This is a genomic window from Romboutsia lituseburensis (assembly GCF_024723825.1).
Lineage (GTDB): Bacteria > Bacillota > Clostridia > Peptostreptococcales > Peptostreptococcaceae > Romboutsia_F > Romboutsia_F lituseburensis_A.
The window spans coordinates 2070754-2092552 of record NZ_JANQBQ010000001.1 but is presented as its reverse complement, the minus strand read 5'-3'; the positions used below and the strand labels follow the sequence as shown (position 1 = coordinate 2092552).

20 protein-coding genes are annotated in these 21799 nt (G+C 26.3%); 17 read left to right on the top strand and 3 right to left on the bottom strand.

What is annotated here, in order from left to right; genetic code table 11:
• Positions 1-63: 63 nt before the first annotated feature.
• The 8 genes from NWE74_RS10045 to NWE74_RS10010 all read left to right on the top strand — a co-directional run bounded on the left by NWE74_RS10045 (position 64) and on the right by NWE74_RS10010 (position 9372).
• Positions 64-1362 carry a M18 family aminopeptidase gene (locus NWE74_RS10045; protein WP_258243050.1) on the top strand — a complete coding sequence of 433 codons (1299 nt, stop codon included), beginning with the start codon at positions 64-66 and terminating at the stop codon, positions 1360-1362.
• Between the two features lie 18 nt (positions 1363-1380).
• Entirely contained in the window at positions 1381-2139 is a 759-nt protein-coding gene (locus NWE74_RS10040) for a patatin-like phospholipase family protein (RefSeq protein WP_258243049.1), read from the top strand.
• A 149-nt stretch (positions 2140-2288) separates the two neighbouring features.
• Positions 2289-2879, top strand: coding sequence for an AAA family ATPase (locus NWE74_RS10035; protein ID WP_092726475.1), 591 nt, complete (start codon positions 2289-2291; stop codon positions 2877-2879).
• Positions 2880-3097: 218 nt separating this feature from the next.
• Positions 3098-3811 carry a LytR/AlgR family response regulator transcription factor gene (locus NWE74_RS10030; protein WP_258243048.1) on the top strand — a complete coding sequence of 238 codons (714 nt, stop codon included), beginning with the start codon at positions 3098-3100 and terminating at the stop codon, positions 3809-3811.
• Complete coding sequence (locus NWE74_RS10025; protein WP_258243047.1) at positions 3805-5163, top strand: sensor histidine kinase; 1359 nt, start codon at positions 3805-3807, stop codon at positions 5161-5163. Before NWE74_RS10030 ends, NWE74_RS10025 begins: the two co-directional genes overlap by 7 nt.
• A 229-nt stretch (positions 5164-5392) precedes the next feature.
• Complete coding sequence (locus tag NWE74_RS10020; protein ID WP_258243046.1) at positions 5393-7921, top strand: ABC transporter permease; 2529 nt, start codon at positions 5393-5395, stop codon at positions 7919-7921.
• A 72-nt stretch (positions 7922-7993) separates the two neighbouring features.
• Complete coding sequence (locus NWE74_RS10015; RefSeq protein WP_258243045.1) at positions 7994-8674, top strand: ABC transporter ATP-binding protein; 681 nt, start codon at positions 7994-7996, stop codon at positions 8672-8674.
• A gap of 173 nt (positions 8675-8847) precedes the next feature.
• The gene (locus tag NWE74_RS10010; protein WP_258243044.1) at positions 8848-9372 is read left to right on the top strand and encodes a peptidylprolyl isomerase; all 525 of its coding nucleotides are present in this window, start codon (positions 8848-8850) and stop codon (positions 9370-9372) included.
• Between the two features lie 273 nt (positions 9373-9645).
• Here NWE74_RS10010 and NWE74_RS10005 read toward each other — a convergent pair whose 3' ends face one another.
• Positions 9646-11241 (bottom strand): putative manganese-dependent inorganic diphosphatase, encoded by a 1596-nt coding sequence (locus NWE74_RS10005; protein WP_258243043.1) that lies wholly within the window; start codon positions 11239-11241, stop codon positions 9646-9648.
• Between the two features lie 172 nt (positions 11242-11413).
• Here NWE74_RS10005 and NWE74_RS10000 point away from each other — a divergent pair, with 172 nt between their 5' ends.
• Together NWE74_RS10000 and adhE are read left to right on the top strand one after the other, a co-directional pair.
• On the top strand, positions 11414-12010 hold the full coding sequence (locus NWE74_RS10000) for a DUF4230 domain-containing protein (RefSeq protein ID WP_258243042.1): 597 nt from the start codon (positions 11414-11416) through the stop codon (positions 12008-12010).
• Positions 12011-12448: 438 nt separating this feature from the next.
• Positions 12449-15094, top strand: coding sequence for a bifunctional acetaldehyde-CoA/alcohol dehydrogenase (gene adhE / locus NWE74_RS09995; RefSeq protein WP_258243041.1), 2646 nt, complete (start codon positions 12449-12451; stop codon positions 15092-15094).
• A 150-nt stretch (positions 15095-15244) separates the two neighbouring features.
• On the opposite strand, the gene NWE74_RS09990 is transcribed toward adhE, so the two are convergent.
• A complete protein-coding gene (locus NWE74_RS09990; RefSeq protein ID WP_258243040.1) occupies positions 15245-15580 on the bottom strand; it encodes a hypothetical protein in 336 nt (111 codons plus the stop codon).
• Positions 15581-15941: 361 nt separating this feature from the next.
• The gene (locus NWE74_RS09985; protein WP_258243039.1) at positions 15942-16193 is read right to left on the bottom strand and encodes a hypothetical protein; all 252 of its coding nucleotides are present in this window, start codon (positions 16191-16193) and stop codon (positions 15942-15944) included.
• An 86-nt stretch (positions 16194-16279) separates the two neighbouring features.
• Between NWE74_RS09985 and NWE74_RS09980 the strand changes: the two genes are divergently transcribed.
• The 7 genes from NWE74_RS09980 to NWE74_RS09950 all read left to right on the top strand — a co-directional run bounded on the left by NWE74_RS09980 (position 16280) and on the right by NWE74_RS09950 (position 21752).
• Positions 16280-17008 carry a YkgJ family cysteine cluster protein gene (locus NWE74_RS09980; RefSeq protein WP_258243038.1) on the top strand — a complete coding sequence of 243 codons (729 nt, stop codon included), beginning with the start codon at positions 16280-16282 and terminating at the stop codon, positions 17006-17008.
• Positions 17009-17021: 13 nt separating this feature from the next.
• Complete coding sequence (locus NWE74_RS09975; protein ID WP_258243037.1) at positions 17022-17936, top strand: MBL fold metallo-hydrolase; 915 nt, start codon at positions 17022-17024, stop codon at positions 17934-17936.
• A gap of 50 nt (positions 17937-17986) precedes the next feature.
• A complete protein-coding gene (locus NWE74_RS09970) occupies positions 17987-18787 on the top strand; it encodes a GTP pyrophosphokinase (RefSeq protein ID WP_258243036.1) in 801 nt (266 codons plus the stop codon).
• Positions 18788-18883: 96 nt separating this feature from the next.
• Positions 18884-19576, top strand: coding sequence for a metallophosphoesterase (locus NWE74_RS09965; protein WP_258243035.1), 693 nt, complete (start codon positions 18884-18886; stop codon positions 19574-19576).
• Between the two features lie 96 nt (positions 19577-19672).
• Positions 19673-20521: a hypothetical protein gene (locus NWE74_RS09960; RefSeq protein ID WP_258243034.1), complete on the top strand. Its 849-nt coding sequence runs from the start codon at positions 19673-19675 to the stop codon at positions 20519-20521.
• A 155-nt stretch (positions 20522-20676) separates the two neighbouring features.
• Positions 20677-21237: a 5' nucleotidase, NT5C type gene (locus tag NWE74_RS09955; protein WP_258243033.1), complete on the top strand. Its 561-nt coding sequence runs from the start codon at positions 20677-20679 to the stop codon at positions 21235-21237.
• A gap of 29 nt (positions 21238-21266) precedes the next feature.
• The gene (locus tag NWE74_RS09950; protein ID WP_258243032.1) at positions 21267-21752 is read left to right on the top strand and encodes a hypothetical protein; all 486 of its coding nucleotides are present in this window, start codon (positions 21267-21269) and stop codon (positions 21750-21752) included.
• Positions 21753-21799: the final 47 nt, after the last annotated feature.

Genomic DNA, 21799 nt, shown 5'->3' with positions numbered 1-21799 from the left:
TTAATAAACCATAATTATGCACAGTTATTTAAATAAATTTTGTTAATCAGGGAGGCTATACCAATGGAACAAAAAAAATTTGCGCAAGATTTAGTAGACTTTATATATGAAAGTCCAACGGCTTTTCAAGCTGTAGAAACATCTAAAAAGTTGTTACAAAAAAATGGATTTAGAGAGCTAATATTAAATGAAAAGTGGAATGTTGAAGTAAATGGAAGATACTATGTAACTAAAAACTCTTCTGCACTAGTGGCTTTTACAGTTAATTCACAAGATGTAGAAAAAGAAGGGTTTAGAATAGTAGGTTCTCATTCAGATTCTCCAACATTTAGAATTAAACCTAAAGCAGAAATGTTAGTAGAAGGTACATATTTAAAATTAAATACAGAATGCTATGGTGGACCAATACTAAATACTTGGTTAGATAGACCATTAGCTATAGCAGGAAGAGTTGTTTTAAAAGGTGAAAATGCATTAAGACCTGTTGAAAAGATGGTTAATATTAAAAAGCCAGTATGTATAATACCAAATGTAGCTATACATATGAATAGAACAGTAAATGAAGGATATGCATTAAATAAACAAAAAGACATGTTACCACTAGTAGGTTTAATAAATGAAAATTTAGAAAAAGATAATTTCTTATTGAAGCAATTAGCTAAAGAATTAGATGTAGAGTTAGAAGAAATCATTGATTTTGACTTATTTTTATATGAATTTGAAAAAGGTAGTTTAATAGGCCCTAATGAAGAGTTTATATCAACAGGAAGATTAGACAACCTATCTATGGCACACTCAAGTTTACATGCACTTATAGATGCAAATGGTAGTAAAGGTGTAAATGTAGTTGCTATATTTGATAATGAAGAAGTAGGAAGTTCTACTAAGCAAGGTGCCGATTCAAATATGTTAATAAATATATTGGAAAGAATATGCCTATCTTTACAAAAATCAAGAGAAGAATTCTTTAGTACAATATATTCATCATTTATAATATCAGCAGATTTAGCACATGCAGTTCATCCTAATATGGTAGACAAGCATGATCCAACAAGTAGACCAGTTATGGGCAAAGGGCCTGTTATAAAAATAAATGCTAATCAAGCATACACAAGTGATGCTCAATCTATATCTGTATATAAATCTATATGCAAAGAAGCTGGGGTTAATTATCAGGAATTTGTAAATAGATCAGATGAAAGAGGTGGAAGTACTATAGGGCCTATATCATCTACGCATTTAGATATACCATCAGTGGATGTTGGTAGTCCAATACTTGCAATGCACTCTATAAGAGAGTTAGGAAATGTAGAAGATCACTACAATATATATAAGACAATTAATAAATTCTATGAGATATAAGTAAGGAGATGAAATACCATGAGAATAGGACTATGTCTCTCTGGTGGAGGAGCTAAGGGATCATATCAAGCAGGTGTAATAAAAGCACTTTATGATAGAGGAATAAATAAATTTGATGCTATATCAGGAACATCTATAGGTGCAATAAATGGATATTACATATTCACAGGAAATGTTGAAAACTTAGAAAAAATGTGGACAAGTATAGAAACAAATCCTGAAAACGATATTAAAATAGTGGATAACACTGTGGATAATTCGTATGTTATCGATACCCTTAAGGCCCTTAATACCGAAAATAAACAGGAAATGGATTTCTATGTGAACTATATAGAGATTTATAATAAAAATGTTAGGGAAAAGGTAGAAAATATAAAAATACTAGGACATAAAGAAGCCTTAAGCGCAGTAAAATACAGCTCTTTATTACCTTGTAATCCAAAAGCAAATTTACCTTTAAAACAACAATTTGTAAAAGATGTAAGTGAAGGATTATATGATGGGTTTAAGCTTGATGGAGGATTATTAAATAATACTTTAATAGAACCATTAGTGGAAAAAACTGTGGATAAAATTATAGTTATATCCACAGCACATGATTATGTTTTACCCGATGAAATAAAAAATGAGTACAATGCAGATAATATAATTATAATAAGACCTGAAACTGCTTTTGAAAAAGGGGATACATTAAAATTTGAAAAAAATTTCTGTACACAAATGTATAATAAGGGATATGAAATAGGAAAAAACTTAAAATTAAATATAGAAGTCTAACATATTATTGTCTTATATAAGTGTAAAAATATGAACGCTTTTATGTAAATAAATAGAATTGTAGCGAATTTTATTGAATAAACTGCTAAATGTTAGTATAATATAAAGGTTCTTTAAATTAGAAAAAAATATATGGAGTTGATATAAATATGGCAACTAAGAGAATAGCAGTTTTAGGTGGTCCTAGATGTGGTAAAACTACATTAATACAACATTTATATGTTGAGATGAAAATAGCAGGATTAGATGTAGGTTATGCTTTAGAGTATTCAACAGAATATTTAAAAGATAAAGGTATGATAGAGACTATAGCAGAGCAGTATGGAATCTACTTAGGTCAAAAGAAAATAGAAGATGAATTATCTACATTTGATTATGCCCTTACAGATTATGCTACTTTTGTACCTTACATATACGGAAGATTTATGTTAGGTAACAGAGATAGATCTAAAAAAGAAATACAAATACTTAAAGACTTATATTGCTTAGCAATAGAAGATATGCAAAATTACGATATGGTAGTATATGTTCCAAGAGAATTTGGATATGTACAAGATGGAGTTAGATGGCAAGATGAAGATATAGCAATTCAGATAGATGATGCTATACTAAGTTTCTTAAAAGCGGAAAATGTTAACTTTGTAGAAGTTAAAGGTTCTACTAAAGAGAGAGCTAAGCAAATATTAGAATTATTAAATATTGATTATCAAGAAACACCACAATTAAATGAAGAAAAATAAGCTACTATTAATTTAGTAGCTTTTTTTTATAGTAAAATATTATGAACTTACGATATGAAAGAGTAGTAAATCAATAATGCTAAAAATATATTATAGGTTAAATGATTAATTTTGAATGAAAAAGATAAAGTTTAGATTATAGTTTAAGTATAAAAAGTTTGATATAATGAAACCGAAGTAATTATGAGGTTAGTATTAAGCAAGAGGGGGAGGAAAAAATGATTTTATCTGTTGGTATTTGTGAAGATGAAGAAGTTCACAGAAAAATTTTAAGAACTTATTTAAGCAAGATTTTAGATAAAGATAAATATAGATTGATTGAATTTTCAAGTGGGGAAGAGATATTAAAAGATTATCCAGAGCATATAGATATTTTATTGCTAGATGTACAAATGAAAAATATAAATGGTCTCGAAACAGCTAGAAAAATAAGAAAATTTGATACAAATGTAAATATAATCTTTACAACTGCAATTATAGATTTTATGCAGCAAGGATATGAAGTAAAAGCTTTTAGGTATTTATTAAAACCAATAAAATATGACGAGTTTTCAAAACATATTTTAGAATGTATAGAAGAAGTCAAAGAAAAAAATATTAATTACTTAGCTTTTAAAGATATTGATTTAAGTGAAATTATTAGAATATCAACGAGTTCTATATTATATATGGAAACAGATTCTAGAGTAGTATTAATTCATACAGATAATAAAATATATAAAGTTAATAGTACTCTTAATAAATTAGAAAAAGACTTAAATAATAGTGATTTTTATAGATGTCATAGGTCATATCTAATCAACATCAATAAAGTAAAAAATATAAAACAAAATAGTTTAATAATAAGAGAAAATGAAATATTAGTTAGTAGATATAAAATGAAAAAATTAAAATTAAAATTAACAAGCAAATTAGGGGAATGTTTATGTTAGAAAGAATTGTACATCAAGATAATTCTACATTTTGGTATATATTTAATTTTACAAATATGTTTGTGTATTTTGTATTGTTTAAATTTTTAGTAGATTACTCTGAGAAAAAAAGAACCTCTAATAAAATGAATTACATATCATTATTTTTATTATCATTAATTGCTTTTTTTGTATTTTTTAGAAATGGTTTTATGTATATGATTTTTTGTATTATATTTTATAAAATCAGTTATGAAGTAGGTATTTTTAAGTCAATTATTCATAATATACTTTATTGGGGAATAATATATAATTTTTTAGAAAACTTTATGGAAAATATAATTGAGATAATTAATTATGAAGGAATATATAAAGAAATAAAAACTGTAGACATAGTTATAAGTTATACTGAACATCTAGTAATTAAAATAATAATAAGTATAATAATTTATTTAATATATATATACATAAAAAAGTGTATTAAATTAAAAAAATTATTTACATTATCTGTGTTCATTCCTATAATAACAAATATTTTAACTTTATTAACTTTATTTAGGTACAAAGCATTTACTGATAATTTAAATAGTGAATTAGTACTTATTACTTTTATGATAATTATATCTAATATAGCTTTTTATATTATATTAAAAACTATTATAGAGAGTCAAAATATAAAACATGAAAATAAAATATTAACAGATAATATTTTAAAAGAGTATAATTACTATTTAAAGATGAATAAAGAGCAAGAAAAGGTAAAAGAGATATATCATGATATTAAAAACCATATGATATGTATGAAAGATATGTGTAAAAATAATGAAATTGAAAATGCTAAAAACTATATAGGTAATATAGAAGTAGGATTGAAAAACTATACAAATTATAATCAAAATTTTAATACAGGAAATATGATAGTTGACTCTATATTAAACAATAAAAAGATATTGTGTGAAGAAAAATCAATAGGTTTTGATGTAGATGTAGATTTTTCTAAAAATGATTATATGCAGATGACAGATATATGTATTATATTTTCAAATATAATAGACAATGCGATAGAAGCTTGTATAAAGATACAAACAGATGATTTAAATAAAAAAATAAGAATAGAAAGTAAGTATATAGAAAATTTTTGTGTTATAGTAATTGAAAACACTAAAACAAATCAAGTAAAACATAAAAATAATAATTTAATTACTACTAAAAAAGATAAATTCATACATGGAATTGGATTGAAAAATGTAAAAAATGTAGTAAAGAAATATTTAGGAGAAGTAGTTATAGAGCATAGTGAAGAAAAATTTATTTTAAAAATAATGATACCTTTAAATGAAGATTTTAAAAATAAAGAAGAAATGATTTGTTGATGATTAAGTTCATTAATAAATCATTTCTTTTTTTATTAAAAGTATAAAATTTGAAATATCACTATACAGTGAATAATAAATAATTAAAATATTGAATTATTATATTTAAATAAATTTTACCATTTAAACGTAAAAAACAACCATTAAAACATGATTTGTTGAAAGGAAAAATATTAAATGTTAATTTAAACCTGTAATATAAAAATATTTTTATTGAAGGGAGTAGAGTATGAAAAATAATTTTAAAATAATAACATCATACATAAAAAAATATAAGAGCAGAACTTTTGCAATATGTTTAAGTATGATTCTTAGTATAGCTTTAATAATTGGAGTAGGAACACTATCCAAAAGTGCAAAAGAAGCTAATGTAGCAAAAATGAAGTATGAATGTGGGAATTATCATGTAAAATATAAGGACTTAAATAGTGAGCAATTAAAAATTATAAAGGAAAACAAAGATATACAGCAAGTAGGTTTAACATCATACTATGACTCCAATAGTAATAATGATGAGATTTTAATAAATCTAAAAAAAGCAAATGAAGAATATATAAAATTGGGAAATTCTAAAATAATAGATGGTAAATTACCAACAAAAGAAAAAGAAATTGCATTAGAAGAATGGGTTTTAAAAAACTTAGGAGTAAAACCTAAAGTTGGAGAAAATGTAACCATAGATTTATTTTTTAAAAAACAAAAAGAAACATTTAAATTAGTAGGTATATTAAAAGACAGAACAAAAGAAAAATCAATAGGTGTTATGGAAGGATTTTTAGCATTGAATAATAATACACCTAAAATAGATGCTTATGTATCATTTGATGAAAAGTCAGATATAAATAAAAATATAAATAAAATATCTAAACAAGCAAATATAAATAAAGACAATGTAGATAGAAATGGTATGTTACTTGAGTCGTTAGGAGAAAGTGGTGAAATTAATTATAATGTTATAGCTATAGGGATTATAGTAGCTATAGTGTCAGGTATTGTTATACATGGAGTATTTAATATATCAATACTTCAAAGAACTTCAGAATATGGTGTAATAAGAGCAATAGGTTCAGATTCGTTACAGATTTTCAAGTTAGTTTTATGTGAATTATTAATATTATTAGGCATAAGTATTCCTATAGGTATAGGAGTAGGGATAATAGGTGCTAAATGTTTTAGTTCAATAGCTGGAGGATTATTTACAGAGGGAACTGTAGAAATTACAAAACTTGTTATTCCATTAGACATATTAGCATTTTCAATTATAGTTTTATTAATTATAGTATTAATAATCTCATTTTTAACATTTAAAAATGTAAGAAAAATTTCACCAATGGATGCTATAAGAAAAGATATATCTTCTAAAAAAATAGGAAGAAGACAATTTTTATCAATTTCATTTTTAATTAAATTTATATCATTTCAAAAAGCTATTTCATTTAAGAATATATTTAGAAATAAAAAAAGTTTTATAATGATAGTTTTATCAATGAGTTTAGGAAGTGCTATTTTTGTAGTTTCAAGTTTTTATGCACATTTAGCAAATATTCAAGGCAAAAAAGAAGCAGAAACTTCAAATGTAAATACTGATTATAAAATAAGTATGATACCTTTAAATTATATGAACAAGGGATTATCTAATGATGATATAAGAGAAATAAAAAATTTAAAGGGAGTACAATCTGTCAATGGAGTTAAAGTTTTATACTCAATAATGCCTTTAGAAAAATCTCAAATAGCAGAGCCTTTATATTTTGAACAAGCAAATTCTTTTCCATATGTGGAAAAAGTATTAAATGGATTGTTAACTGAAGATAAAGAATCTAAAAAAGCTATGCTTAAAAATTCTGTTTATGGATATGATGATAATTTATTAAAAGGTTTAGGGAAGTATTTATTAGATGGTGAAATAAATATAGATAAAATGAAAAAAGAAAATACAGTATTAATAACAATACCACATCCACTTGGACCGAATGTTGTTGATTTAAAAGTTGGAGATAAAATTAAAGTTACATATAAAGAAAATTTTTATTTAGGTGAAGATGGTTTAAAAATGAACTTAAAAGATGGAAAATATGTGACAAAGGAGTTTGTAGTTGGAGGAATAGTTGATGAACTTATAGACACGTCGGATTATTATACTGGGCATGATAGTGTTGATGTGATTATGCCATCGAGTCAATTTAACTCAACTATAGGATTTGATAATTATCAAATAGTAAATGTTGATAAAAAACAAGGTGCAGATTCTAAAAAACTAAGTGATGAAATATTTAAAATATCTAATAAAGTACAAGGAAGTACTGTAAGAGATTTAGGTCAAGAAAGAGGAGAAATAGACTTATTACAAAAAAATAAATTAATATTCATTTACTCAATTATGGTGGTTTTATTTGTTATAAGTTTATTTAATATAATGAACAATGTAAGTTATAGCTTAATATCAAGAACAAATGAATTTGGTATGATAAGAGCTATTGGAATAACTAACAAAGAATTTAAAAAGATGATAAAATTTGAGGGAGTTACATATGGCGTGATTGCGAGTATTTTGTCTATTATATTTGGATTATTAGGACAAGTAATATTATTTAAATACATAAATCCATTACTTATAAGTCCTAAATTTACAATTCAATGGCAAAGTTATGTATTAGTGATATTTATAAATATATTAATAGGATTTATAGCAACTTATTTACCGTCAAAGAAAATAAAAGATTTATCAATAGTTGAAACTATTAGTGCGTTGGATTAGGAAAGACCTAAAATACTAATAATGGTTTAAATAAAATATTAAAAAGAATTTATATAAAGGGGAAATATTTAAATGAAAATACTAGAAACTATAAATCTTACAAAAATTTATGGAAAAGATGAAACTCAAGTAAATGCACTTGATAATGCTAATATATATATTGAAAAAGGGGAGTTTGTTGCAATAATAGGGCCAAGTGGAAGTGGAAAATCTACAATGCTTCATTTACTAGGAGGACTTGAAAGACCAACAAAAGGAACTGTAAAAATAGAAAATCAAGATATATATAAACTATCAGAAAATAAACTAGCACAATATAGAAGAAAAAAGATAGGATTTATATTTCAACAGTATAATTTAATACCAGTACTTACTGTTAGAGAAAATATAGAAATGCCTTTAATGTTAGATAAAGCTAACATAGATAGAGCATACATAGATGATTTGATGGAGTTTTTAGGCTTGACTGAAAGGCAAAAACATTTACCAAATCAATTATCAGGAGGTCAACAACAAAGAGTGGCTATAGCTAGAGCATTAGCAGCGAAACCTGCTATAATACTTGCTGATGAACCTACTGGAAATTTAGACACTAAAACAACAACAGAAGTTATGAATTTACTTAAGAAGTCTATAAAAAAGTATAACCAAACCTTGATAATGATAACTCATAATGATAGTGTAGCTCAAAATGCAGATAGGATAATATCAATAGTGGATGGTAAAACAAAATTGCTAGAGAACAATAAATAATAATAGATGATCTAAATCAATAATTATATTTTCACGATAACGTGAAATTTTAAATTTAATAATTTTATATAAAAAATTTAAATTAAAAATTTTGTGAGATTTTTCTAGAAGTTAGTATATAATAATAGAGTAAGATTACATATAAAAGTTTTAATAATGAAAGGAAGATGAATATGGAAAATAAAAACCCAATAGTAACTATAGAAATGGAAAATGGAAATAAAATAGTAGCAGAGTTATACCCACATATAGCTCCTAACACAGTAAAGAACTTTGTAACATTAATTAATCAAGGATTCTACAATGGAGTAGGATTCCACAGAGTAATAGAAGGATTTATGATACAAGGTGGATGCCCAGATGGAAATGGTATGGGTGGACCAGGACATGCTATAAAAGGAGAATTTAGAGGTAATGGATTTACTAATAACTTAAAGCATGAGCCAGGAGTATTATCAATGGCTAGAACTATGGCACCAAACTCAGCTGGTTCTCAATTCTTTATAATGCACAAAAACTCTCCACATTTAGATGGGCAATATGCTGGATTTGGTAGAGTAATAGAAGGCATGGATGTTGTAAATGAAATAGCTACAACAGCTACAGATAGAGCTGATAGACCTAAAACTCCACAAGTTATGAAGTCTGTAACAGTTGAAACATTTGGTGAAGATTACTCTGACGTAGAAAAAATGTAATAATTTCCAATTATATTTTAAAACAAACTATTTACAATCTAACTACTTTGTTTTAAAATATTATAGAAATAAATCCTAAAAACACAAAAACTTAGACCGAAATACTTAACCTACACTACTGTTGATTAGTAAGGTTAGACTTAATTTAAAGTAAGGAAGGATATATCCTTCCTTTATGTATTTCTAAAACACCCTCAATTTGGAGGGTGTTTTTATTTTAATAAAAATAAAAAGGTACTGACATTGTCAGTACCTTAATTAAAATGTATATAATTACATATTATTTACAGCGCTAGTTAAGTTAGGAACTAATTGTTTCTTTCTAGAAACAACACCTTCAGCAAATACTCCTTGATTGGCATCTACATTAAAGGCTTCAGATATTACGCTATCATTAGCTTTGTATATTAAGTAAGAACCTTCTTTTATTATATCAGTTATAGCTAAAACTAACATATCATAATCAGTAGAGTTTATATAAGATAAGAATTCATCTTTTTTAGCAAATATAGAGTCTATATCTAAAGTGAATACTTGACCTATACCAACTCTTTTTCCGCTCATACTAAACTCTTTGAAGTCCATGTTTACTATTTCTTCTATGCTATATTCATCTAATGAAGTCCCTGCTTTGAACATTTCCATAGCATAGCTTTCCATATCTACATCAGCTATTTTACTTAATTCTTCGCAAGCTTTTTTATCCATATCTGTAGTAGTTGGAGATTTAAATAATAAGGTATCTGATAATATAGCTGATAATAAAAGACCAGCTATATGCTTAGGTACTTCAACATTATTTTCTTTGTACATTTGATAAACAATAGTACAAGTACATCCAACAGGCATAACTCTGAATGACATAGGAACATCAGTAGCTATTCCTCCTATTTTATGATGGTCAACTATTTCAACTATATTAGCTTGCTCTATACCATCTGCACTTTGAGCATATTCATTATGGTCAACTAATACAACATTTTTCTTAGTTGGATTTAGAAGATGTTTTCTAGATACTAGCCCTAAGAATTTCTTATCATTGTTAATAACAGGATAAGCTCTAAAGTTTGTATTTAACATTGTATTTTTTATATCATCTGCATAATCATTTTCATTGAAAATAACTAAGTTTTCAGTTAAAACAATATCGCTTAAGAAGTTACATTGATTTATTACATTAGATGTTTTGTATGTATCAGATTTTACAGATACAACAGAAACTCCGTTTTGCTTAGCTAAGCTTAATAAATCATCAGAGATAGTAGTTGAGCCAGCTAAAACTAAAAGTTTAACTTTAGCATCTATAGCATATTCTATTATATCGTATCTATCTCCTACTAGAGCTATATCTCCTTCTTTTAATATGTCCATAACACTGTCCATACCAAAAGATAAAGTAACTACTCTACCTTTTATGTCTTCATTACAATTTACAAGTACTGAACCATCAAGATTCTTGCATATATTAGATAAAGATGTATGTATAGTATTGAAATGTTGGTGAAGTAAACTCTTAGCTATTTCTTGCATAGTAACTAATCCTATGAACTCACCGTCATTAGATACTATAGGTAAAGTTTTAACTTGAGTACTTTCCATAAGATTATAAGCTTCTAGTATAGATGATGATAATGATAAAGCTTCTACTTTATCATAGCTTAAATCTTTAACTTCTATTTTTACATTTTTTAAAATTTGAGGAGCTTCTACTTTAAAGTAATCTAAAGCATATAAAGCTTCTTTTCTTACCTCTCCTAGAGTGTAAGGTATAGCTTTTTCACCTAATTCATTTTTTAAGTGAGCTAATGAAATTGAAGAACATATAGAATCTGTATCTGGATTCTTATGTCCGAAAACTGATAATGTCATATTAAATACTCCTTTCATAACGTAACATATATACGATTTGATAATATGCTAAAAATGTATAATTTAAATTAACAAAATATTAATCAATAAAATTTTAATATGTAATATTTTTGTAGCCTTTATAAATATATTTGTTAATAACAAAAATATTATATCAAAAGGAGGAAACGATGTGTTACGAAAATCGAAAAAAATTGAGAAAGTACTTATATTATTACCCATTTTAATACTGGTAATAACAGGTTCATATTTTATACATAAATTTAAAAGCAATCAAAATATATATAAAGATACTGATAGAGTTATGAATACCATAAGCCAAGTGTTAGATTTAAGTACAGTAAAGTATAATTATACTAATGTAATAACTGTTAAAAAGGATAAAAGTATAAATGAGATGAAAATACCATTTACAGAAAAATCATTTATAATAAAATACAATGGAATAATTAATGGAGGGGTAAAACCAGAAGATATAAAGATAGTAAAAAATAATGGAGAGTCTATACAAATACAAATAGATAAATGTGAAATATTAGATCATTATATAGATAGTGATAATATATATGTATATGATGTTAAAAGTTCTTTGTTTAATAAGTTGGAAATTCAAGAAGTATTAGATGATATAAATAAGTATAAAAAAGAATATGAAGAAAAAGCATTAAAGGAAGGTTTAATGGAAGAAATTAAAAGAAGCACAAAAACTAGTATACAAAATATGCTTAAAAATATAGGATATAAAAATGTTGTAGTTGAGTTTAAATAAAATATTAAATATAAATGAGTATAAAAATGATAAAATCTAAATTTTAAATTTTATCATTTTTTTATTGGTAAAATATTAAAAAATATATAAATAGTATAAGAAAAAAATAAGAATAATTTTTTAACACTATATAAATAATAAAAAAGATATAAAAATTTTATGAAGAAAAGATATCATAAAATATTGATTAAAATTTAACTAATACTTAACAAAAATAAAATATTTATAAAAACAGTATTTAAAAGTATATTAAAAGGTTAGAAAAAGAAGTAATTTACTAGTGAATTAAAATAAAAACGTTTTCAATTATTTGAAAAGATAAAAAAATAACAAAAAATATTGACACATTTAGGGTGTTAATGTATTATCTAAATATAGCAAGTTTGTTAAATAACTAACGCAGTTTAATATAAATTATCATTTGGGAGGACCAACAGGATGAGTAAAGAAGTTAAAAAAGCTAAAGAAGTAAAGCAAGAATTCAGTGTAGAAAACATGATAAACGATTTAGTAGAAAAAGCTAACGTAGCAAAAGAAGCTATGTTAAAGTTAGACCAAGAAGCGGTTGATAAAATAGTAGCAGCTATGGCTAAGGCAGGTCTAGATAAGCATATAGAACTTGCTCAAATGGCAGTTGAAGAAACTCAAAGAGGTATATTTGAAGATAAAGTAACTAAAAACATATTCGCAACAGAATACGTTTATAATAGTATAAAGTATAAGAAAACGGTTGGGGTAATAGAAGAAAACGATGAAGAAGGATACATGATGGTTGCAGAGCCAATAGGTGTAGTAGCTGGAGTTACTCCTGTTACAAATCCAACTTCAACTACAATGTTCAAAACATTAATAGCTATGAAGGGAAGAAATCCAATAATATTCAGTTTCCATCCATCAGCTCAAAAATGTTCAGCAGAAGCAGCTAGAATATTAAGAGATGCAGCTATAGAAGCTGGAGCACCTGAAAATTGTGTACAATGGATAGAAGTTCCATCATTAGAGGCATCAAGTGCATTAATGAAGCATAATGGAGTATCTTTAATACTAGCAACTGGAGGACCTGGAATGGTTAAGTCAGCTTACTCTTCAGGAAAGCCAGCACTAGGAGTTGGAGCAGGAAACGTACCTTGTTTCATAGAAAAGAGTGCAGATGTTAAACAAGCAGTAAATGATTTAATATTATCTAAAACATTCGATAACGGTATGATATGTGCATCTGAGCAAGCTGTTATAGTAGAAGAATGTATATATGATGAAGTAGTAGGATTAATGAAATCTTATAACTGCTACTTTGTAAATGCAAAAGAAAAAGAATTATTAGAAAAAACTGTTATAAATCCAGAAACAAAATCATTAAACCCTAATATAGTTGGACAAAGTCCATACACAATAGCTAAAATGGCAGGATTTGAAGTACCTAAAGATGCTAAAATGTTAGTAGCTGAAATAGGTGGAGTAGGAATGGATCATCCATTATCAAAAGAAAAATTAAGTCCAGTATTGGCTTGTATAAAAGCTAAAGATGCTAAAGAAGGAATCCAAAGATGTGTAGATATGACTGAATTTGGAGGATTAGGACATTCAGCAGTTATACATTCAAATAATGATGATGTAATATTAGAGTTTGGAAATAGAGTAAGAACAGGAAGATTATTAGTAAATGCACCATCTACTCATGGAGCTATAGGAGATATATACAATGTAAATACTCCATCATTAACTTTAGGATGTGGATCAATGGGTAATAACTCTACAACAGACAACGTATCTGCTGTAAACTTAATAAACGTTAAGAAAGTTACTAAGAGGAGAGTAAATATGCAATGGTTCAAGGTTCCTGAAAGAATATATCATGAAGTTGGTTCAATACAATACTTAGAAAAATTACCAAATGTTGAAAGAGTAATGATAGTTACTGATAGAATGATGGTTCAATTAGGATATGTTGATAAATTAGAATACAACTTAAGAAAAAGAAGAAATCCAGTTATGATAGAAGTATTTGCTGATGTAGAACCAGATCCATCTGTAGATACAGTATTAAATGGTGCTGAAGCAATGAGAAAGTTCAAGCCAGATACAATAATAGCTTTAGGTGGAGGATCTGCAATGGATGCTGCTAAAGGTATGTGGTTATTCTACGAAAACCCAGAAGCAGATTTTGAAGATTTAAGACTTAAGTTCATGGATATAAGAAAGAGAATATACAAGTTCCCTAAATTAGGAAGACAAGCTAAAATGGTAGCTATACCAACTACTTCAGGAACAGGTTCAGAAGTAACTTCTTTCGCAGTTATAACTGATAAAGTAAACAACGTTAAGTATCCTTTAGCTGATTATGAATTAACTCCAGATGTAGCTATAATAGACCCTGCTTTCGTAATGTCAGTACCAGCAGCTGTTACTGCAGATACAGGTTTAGACGTATTAACTCATGCTATAGAAGCTTATGTATCTATAATGGCAACTGATTATACAGATGCTTTAGCTATGAAAGCTATACAAATGGTATTTGATTACTTACCAAAATCATACAAAGGAGCTAACACTGCAGAAGGTAAAGAAGCTAGAGAAAAAATGCACAATGCATCTTGTATGGCAGGTATGGCGTTTGCGAATGCTTTCTTAGGAGTAAACCACTCGTTAGCTCATAAGTTAGGATCAGAATTCCATATACCACATGGTAGAGCAAATGCTATATTATTACCACACGTAATAGAATACAATGCAGCTATGCCAACTAAGTTTGCTGCATTCCCAAGATATAAGTCATTTGTAGCAGATAAAAAATATGCAGAAATAGCTAAGATGTTAGGATTAAAAGCTAACACTACAGAAGAAGGTGTTAAGAGCTTAGTAGAAGCTGTTAGAAACTTAATGAAAGAAGTAAATATGCCAATGTCTATCCAAGAATGTGGAATAGAAGAAAAAGCATATCTTGATGCAATAGAAAAATTAGCTTTAGACGCATTTGATGATCAATGTACTCCAGCTAACCCAAGATTACCATTAGTTACTGAGTTAGTTGATATATATAAAACAATATATCCATCATGCAAAACTAAGTTAAATGAAAAAAAATAATCAGATACAGAAAGAAATAAATTAATTTTATAAAAATTCAGAAAAATTACATTGACTATGCAATTAAAACGTAATACAATGTAACTAAATAAACATAACACAATAAGAGGGGCCTATTAAGGCCCCCTTTTTGTGGTTATAATAAAATATCTATATATCAGATTTAAACATAGATACTTTTTCAAAATTATTTTTTATGTTAATAACAGAACCTTCATAATTTACTTCAAAATTAGCAAAAGCAGAGAATAGATCTATATCCCTCATAAGATGAACAGTCATATCATGAGTATTTTTATTTAGTCTAAGTATTATAGACCTTACAAAGGGAAATTGAATTCTAGAACCGAATAAATCGGAACCATTATTATCTATATCTAGGCTACGGTAATTCAAATCTACAAATAAATCTATATCATTATCTTCTTCTCTTATAACTCTATATTCAAAGTCTGTATCTAAGTTTAAGTTTGCGACAGTTATCATGTTTATACCTCATTTCTAAATTCATATTAGAAACATTATATCTTATAAATTAATTATTAACTAGTTTTAATAAATAAAAGAGCTTTCGTTGGGGGAACGAAAGCTCAAAATTGGGGGAGATTGAGTTAAATATTTAATTTTATATTACTAGTATGGACATATATATTTAGTTTATACATAAAAATCAAAAATAAAAAATTCGCTTCACTCATGTCGCCAACGACTTCGTCCGTTGCTCAAAATGTTTTTTTATGCCTAAAACCAATTTGTTGATATAACTTACTTTCATGAGTTATCAACATGAAATCAAGTATCATAATACCCTTAAGCATAAAAAATGGATGCATATGCATCCATTTTATTATCTTTTTTTAGGTATAAATTTAGGTCCTAGGTATTTTCTTATTTCATCTTCAGGAGAGAAATCATCTATAAGTATTTCTCTTCCAGTCTCCTCGAATACTACTAAAACTTCACAATCACCTTGTAAGAAAAATTTTCTAACTGTCTCTTCTCTTACTTCTCTTACCTTTGTTATGTTTTTCTTAGTTTTTTCGTAATCCTTAGTGAAGTAACTATCCATCATATTTATTATCTTAGTATATCTATTCATAAAATTGCCTCCTATAATAAGTCTTAAAAAATGTGTTATAATAATTGTTTGTATTAACTTAATAATTATAACAAGGAGTAATAATAATGACTAGTATAAAAAAGAATGATATTTTAAATTGTATAGATTATTGTAAAAAAAACAAAATGTTTGATAGACTAAATAACATTTATGCTACTTTACCAAGTGGAAACTGTACAGGATGTGGTAATTGTTGCATGGAGTCTGTAGGTATAAATTTGATAGAGTTTATAAATATATTTGAGCATTTAAAAAGTAATGATAAACTAAGAAAGAAATGTTTAAGCAAAGTTTTAGATTATTATTTTTTAGAATTTGTTCAAAAAAGTTCATGCCCTTTTAAAGATAAAGATAATAGATGCCTTATATATGAAGTAAGACCATTAAATTGTAGGTTATTTGGTCATTGGAAGAAAGACGATTATAATAAAAACTTAGCAAATGTAACTCAAAGGAATATAGATTACAATAAAGTAATAAAATCTAAATACGGTTTTGATATAAATGATGAAGTTGTGAATTATAAAATAAAATATTGTGATGAATTTGTTCCACAAAATGAATATATGGATAAGTCAACAAGATTAAGTTTTGCGGATGAATTGATGATACTTGACTCTAATATTTATTCTAAGGGAATAATAGATATAGAGTTTAAGGATAGAGGGGTTGTAGAGTATTTTATAGATTCAATGTTAAATGAAGATACTGCTTACAATATAAAGATAAGAGTTTCAAAAGATGAAAGTGTAAGACAAATAGCTATAAATAGATTAAAAAAGATATTATTATAAAATGGGTGATTAGATGGAGTTAACTAAAGTAAATGGAAGTACCTTTTATATAAAGGGAGGTACGAATACAGGTGTATATATTTTTAAAGATAATAGTGCTTTAATTATAGATCCAGGTTTAGGTGGTTTAAGGCCTAAAAAAATAATAAATATATTAGATTCACAAAATACTGATTTAAGGGCGATAATTAACACTCATGAACATAATGATCATTATGCTTCTTGTAACCAGTTTAAAAGTCATTATAAAGCTTTAGAAATAATATCATCAGAGTATGCAAAGGCATTTATAGAAAATCAAGAATTGTTTTCGAGTTATATACTTGGTGGAAAAAATAATTTATTTATGGATAGTAGATTAAAACGTAAAGGATCTTCAGAAAAAATTGAAATTAATAAAGTTGTTAAAGAAGGAATACTATCTATAAATGGAGTAAATTTTAATATAATAGATTTTAGTGGACATACACCTGGATGTATAGGTATACTGACACCTGATAAAGTACTTTTTGTAGGTGATTTATTAATAGGTTCAGATATGTTTTCTAAATTTGATTTCTTATTTATGTCTGATACGCAAGCTTATTTAGATTCTTTAAATAAATTAAAATATATAGAATATGATTATTTAGTTTTAGGACATAGTAAAACAGTAATATCAAAAGATAATAGTGAAGAATTGATAAATGAACATATAAATGCAATAAATAAGTATATAAATCAAATAACAGAAGAGTTAAAAGTACCTATGGGTATAGATAACTTGTTAAAAAATATAATATTAAAGAATGATTTAAAAAATAATTATAAAGAATATCATTTCTTTAGATCTTCGTTAATTTCTGTAATTAGTTATTTGGCAGAGTTAGAAAAAATAGACTATACATTAGATAATGGAGAATTGTATTATTATACCAAAAGAAAATAAATTATGATAAAATAGATATAGCTGCAAAAATAGAACAAGGGGTGAGTGAGATGGAATACGAAAGATGGGATGAAGTATTAGCTCCTTATGACCATGCTGTTGAAGAGTTAAAAGTAAAGTTTAAAAATATAAGAAAAGAATTCTTAACAAAGGGAGAATATTCCCCAATAGAGTTTGTTACAGGTAGAACTAAAAAAATTGGATCTATAATCTCAAAGGCTAATAGACTTAACCTTGAAGATATAGAAAGTGAAATGGAAGATATAGCTGGTATAAGAATAATGTGCCAGTTTGTTGAAGATATATATACTATAGTAGATCTAATTCAAAGTAGAAGTGATATGACTGTAGTTTACACTAAAGACTATATAGAAAATTTTAAAGATAGTGGATATAGAAGTTACCATGTAATAATAAAGTATCCTATAAACTCTATAGCAGGTTCAAAAGAGATATTGTGTGAAATACAAATAAGAACTTTAGCTATGAATTTCTGGGCAACAATAGAACACTCTTTAAAGTATAAATATGAACACTATATACCAGAAAATCTAGCAATCAGATTAAGACGTGCTGCAGATGCTGCATTCTTATTAGACCAAGAAATGAGTGAAATAAGAGAAGATATAATGAAGGCCCAAGTAATGTGCCAAGTTAAATCTATTACAGTGAGAGATGTCTTAAATAAGATTCAAGAGTTATATAACTTAGGTGATACCCATAAAGCTCTTGTATATCAAAGAAGATTAGATAAAATAGATACTGAAAGAGATATAGCAGAAATATTACATCTTAAAAAAGAAATAGATTATCTATTAGAAAAATATAATAGTAACAATAAAAGTGATTAAGTAGTTATCCATATTATTGGATAACTTTCTTTTTTAAATTATAAATAATTAGGAAATAATATAGAAATAAAGATATAATCAGAAAGGAAAATAGATATGAGTTTATATGCAATAGGAGATTTGCACTTTTCAACATCAGTAGATAAACCGATGGATGTATTTGGTAAAAATTGGGCTGGACATGAGCAGAAAATAATAGATAGTTGGGAAAATAGTGTAAAGGAAGACGACTTAGTATTAGTCCTAGGAGATACTTCTTGGGGTATAAACTTAAATGAAGCAAAATCCGATTTAGATATAATAAATAGCTTACCAGGAAACAAAGTGTTTATTAAAGGAAATCATGATTATTGGTGGACTACTGTTACAGGTCTAAATAAGTTATATGAAAATATGAATTTCTTACAAACTAATTTCTATGAATATGGAGATTATGCTATATGTGGTGGTAGAGGATGGATGTGTCCAAATGATGTTAAGTTTGATGAAAATGACTTAAAAATATATAAACGAGAAGAAAATAGACTTAGACTATCTCTTGAAGCTGCTTGTAAAAAAGGATATAAAAAATTAATAGTGATTACTCATTATCCTCCTACTAATGATAAATTGGAAGATTCTATATTTACCAAGCTTTTTGAGGAGTATAATGTAGAAAAAGTAATATATGGTCATCTACATGGTAAAGAATCATTTAAAATGGGACTTAAAGGTGATAAAAATGGAGTAGAGTACATACTAGCATCTTGTGATTATACTGATTTTAATTTAATTAAAATTTTAGATTAATAAAACACAAAATTGTAAATACTATAAACTAAATGGTTAAAATAGGTATATTGGGGGATTTTTGTTTCAATATACAAAAGAAGGAGATGTTTATAAATGAGATGGGTATTAGTGTTCTTATTTTTATACCTTATTCCCTTAGTAATGTTATTTAGGAATTATAGCAATTTCAAAAGATCTTGCATATATAGTAGTATTTACGTAGTATTAGTAACAAGCATAGTCACAACAAATATTTACATGAGCGGATTGAATAAAATAAAAGAGGCTATGTACTATCAAAATTATTTAAATGATGGAAAGTATGATGATAGATACGCTTCTAATTTTGATAAAAATGTAAATGAAGAATACTCAAATAACAATAAAGATAAAGATGTAGCTAGCATAAAAGAAGATCAATCAAAGGAAAATAGTAAAGACATTAAAAAGGAACAATCACAATTAAACGAAGATAATAAAGAAAAGCAAAGCCAAGAAATGAAGCCTATAGAAGAAATACAGTCAAAAGAAAAGACAGATAAAGATATTATATTTAATTTTAAAAAACAAATCTATGATATAGAAACAATTGCTCTTATACCAATGAGAGATTGTATGCCATATACTAAAAATATTGCGGAAAATATAAAAAATTTATCTAATATAAAGGAAGATTTAGAGTATGCTCAAAAACAATGTAGTGAGGTAATTAAAACTTATGAAAAACTTGAAGTACCAATACTATCTAAAGAAGAGTATACAACAGTTTTAGAAAATGCTAAAAATGATGTTCAAAAAGCATATGAATTAAGAGAAAAAGCTATGGAGTATTCTGTAAAACTTGTAGATACTAAAAATCCAAAATATGTAGGAAAAATAACAGAATACTTAAAGCTATCAGATAATCAAATAGCTAGCTTTAAAGATAGAATATCAGACTTAAATAAAAAAATAGAAGAATAAAAATTCAAGTTTATGTAAATTACTATAAAGCTTACCTAAAAAGGTAAGCTTTTTGGTATTATATACATATAATTAAAGTACGAGCTTTGATTTATAATTTAACATATGATATAATTTTCGATTAGAAAGTTCAATAGGTAATTAGGGAGGACAATATGAATAAACTAAATATATGTATTGATATAGACGGAACAATAACAAACCCATACCACTTTATTCCTTATTTAAATGAACTATATAATAAGGAAATAACAGAGGATGGATGCTATACTTATGATTGGCAAGAACTATATGGAGTTGATATGGATACAATATTACATGACTTCCATACTACTTATATACACTCTTATGGTGAAGCTGAAGTTGTAGAAGGAGCTAAGGAGATAATATCTAATTTATTTAATAAGCATAATCTTTATTTTGTAACGGCTCGAAATAAATCTTTAACAGACGTTACAACAAACTGGCTAAATGATAAAGGATTTTCATCAATAGATGTGTACTTATTAGGAAGTGATAATAAAATAAGTAAAGCTAAAGAATTAGAATGTAATATCTTCATAGAAGATAATCCTGCTAATGCATTACAATTAGCGAATGAGGGTATGACAGTATTATTAATAGATACTAATTACAATAAATCTGTTGAACATGAAAACATAACGAGAGTTGAAAATTGGAATGATATAAATGAGATTATAGAGTCATATAGTTAAGTATCATTTAATTTGGGGGAGGTGATCTTGTGGTAGAGTTAAGTATACAAAATAAAAAAGGTAATATCCAAGTTAATAGTCAAGAAGTAAAGGATATTATAGAATTACGTCCAGATTTTGAGTATATACAAGATATTTCTAATAGCATTAATCAAGAAAATATAATGGCTTTTGATTGTCAGTTATCTGGAGATATATTTGAAATGGCTGAATTAGAAGAAGTCCTTGAAGAGCTAGGAGAAGAAATAGATGAATCTTATTTCAATGTACTATTTGAGGATATAAGAGCATATATAAAAGATGCTACAGACGAGATTGAAGAGGAAATACAAGATAAGTACTCATTTGATAATGTAAGATGCTTCTTTGATGTATATAATATAGATGAAACATTTACAGACTTTAAATTTGTATTTTTAGTAAGTTTTAAAGAAATTAAAATTGCATCTCTTACTAATTTAGCTAAACTAGTAGGTAAGAGACAACTAGTAGGCGCTTCGAAATTTTATAGTTAATATAAATTAAAATAAAGAGAGTATCTTTAATAAATTAAAGATACTCT

Excerpts from the sequence above, each read along its gene's own strand:
- NWE74_RS09960 (WP_258243034.1), top strand. The coding sequence starts at position 19,673 with ATGAGATGGGTATTAGTGTTCTTATTTTTATACCTTATTCCCTTAGTA.
- NWE74_RS10015 (WP_258243045.1), top strand. The coding sequence starts at position 7,994 with ATGAAAATACTAGAAACTATAAATCTTACAAAAATTTATGGAAAAGAT.
- NWE74_RS10025 (WP_258243047.1), top strand. The coding sequence starts at position 3,805 with ATGTTAGAAAGAATTGTACATCAAGATAATTCTACATTTTGGTATATA.
- NWE74_RS10035 (WP_092726475.1), top strand. The coding sequence starts at position 2,289 with ATGGCAACTAAGAGAATAGCAGTTTTAGGTGGTCCTAGATGTGGTAAA.
- NWE74_RS09970 (WP_258243036.1), top strand. The coding sequence starts at position 17,987 with ATGGAATACGAAAGATGGGATGAAGTATTAGCTCCTTATGACCATGCT.
- NWE74_RS09955 (WP_258243033.1), top strand. The coding sequence starts at position 20,677 with ATGAATAAACTAAATATATGTATTGATATAGACGGAACAATAACAAAC.
- NWE74_RS10040 (WP_258243049.1), top strand. The coding sequence starts at position 1,381 with ATGAGAATAGGACTATGTCTCTCTGGTGGAGGAGCTAAGGGATCATAT.
- NWE74_RS09965 (WP_258243035.1), top strand. The coding sequence starts at position 18,884 with ATGAGTTTATATGCAATAGGAGATTTGCACTTTTCAACATCAGTAGAT.
- NWE74_RS09975 (WP_258243037.1), top strand. The coding sequence starts at position 17,022 with ATGGAGTTAACTAAAGTAAATGGAAGTACCTTTTATATAAAGGGAGGT.
- NWE74_RS10045 (WP_258243050.1), top strand. The coding sequence starts at position 64 with ATGGAACAAAAAAAATTTGCGCAAGATTTAGTAGACTTTATATATGAA.
- NWE74_RS10010 (WP_258243044.1), top strand. The coding sequence starts at position 8,848 with ATGGAAAATAAAAACCCAATAGTAACTATAGAAATGGAAAATGGAAAT.
- NWE74_RS09980 (WP_258243038.1), top strand. The coding sequence starts at position 16,280 with ATGACTAGTATAAAAAAGAATGATATTTTAAATTGTATAGATTATTGT.
- NWE74_RS10020 (WP_258243046.1), top strand. The coding sequence starts at position 5,393 with ATGAAAAATAATTTTAAAATAATAACATCATACATAAAAAAATATAAG.
- NWE74_RS09990 (WP_258243040.1), bottom strand. The coding sequence starts at position 15,580 with ATGATAACTGTCGCAAACTTAAACTTAGATACAGACTTTGAATATAGA.
- adhE (WP_258243041.1), top strand. The coding sequence starts at position 12,449 with ATGAGTAAAGAAGTTAAAAAAGCTAAAGAAGTAAAGCAAGAATTCAGT.
- NWE74_RS10005 (WP_258243043.1), bottom strand. The coding sequence starts at position 11,241 with ATGACATTATCAGTTTTCGGACATAAGAATCCAGATACAGATTCTATA.
- NWE74_RS10030 (WP_258243048.1), top strand. The coding sequence starts at position 3,098 with ATGATTTTATCTGTTGGTATTTGTGAAGATGAAGAAGTTCACAGAAAA.
- NWE74_RS09985 (WP_258243039.1), bottom strand. The coding sequence starts at position 16,193 with ATGAATAGATATACTAAGATAATAAATATGATGGATAGTTACTTCACT.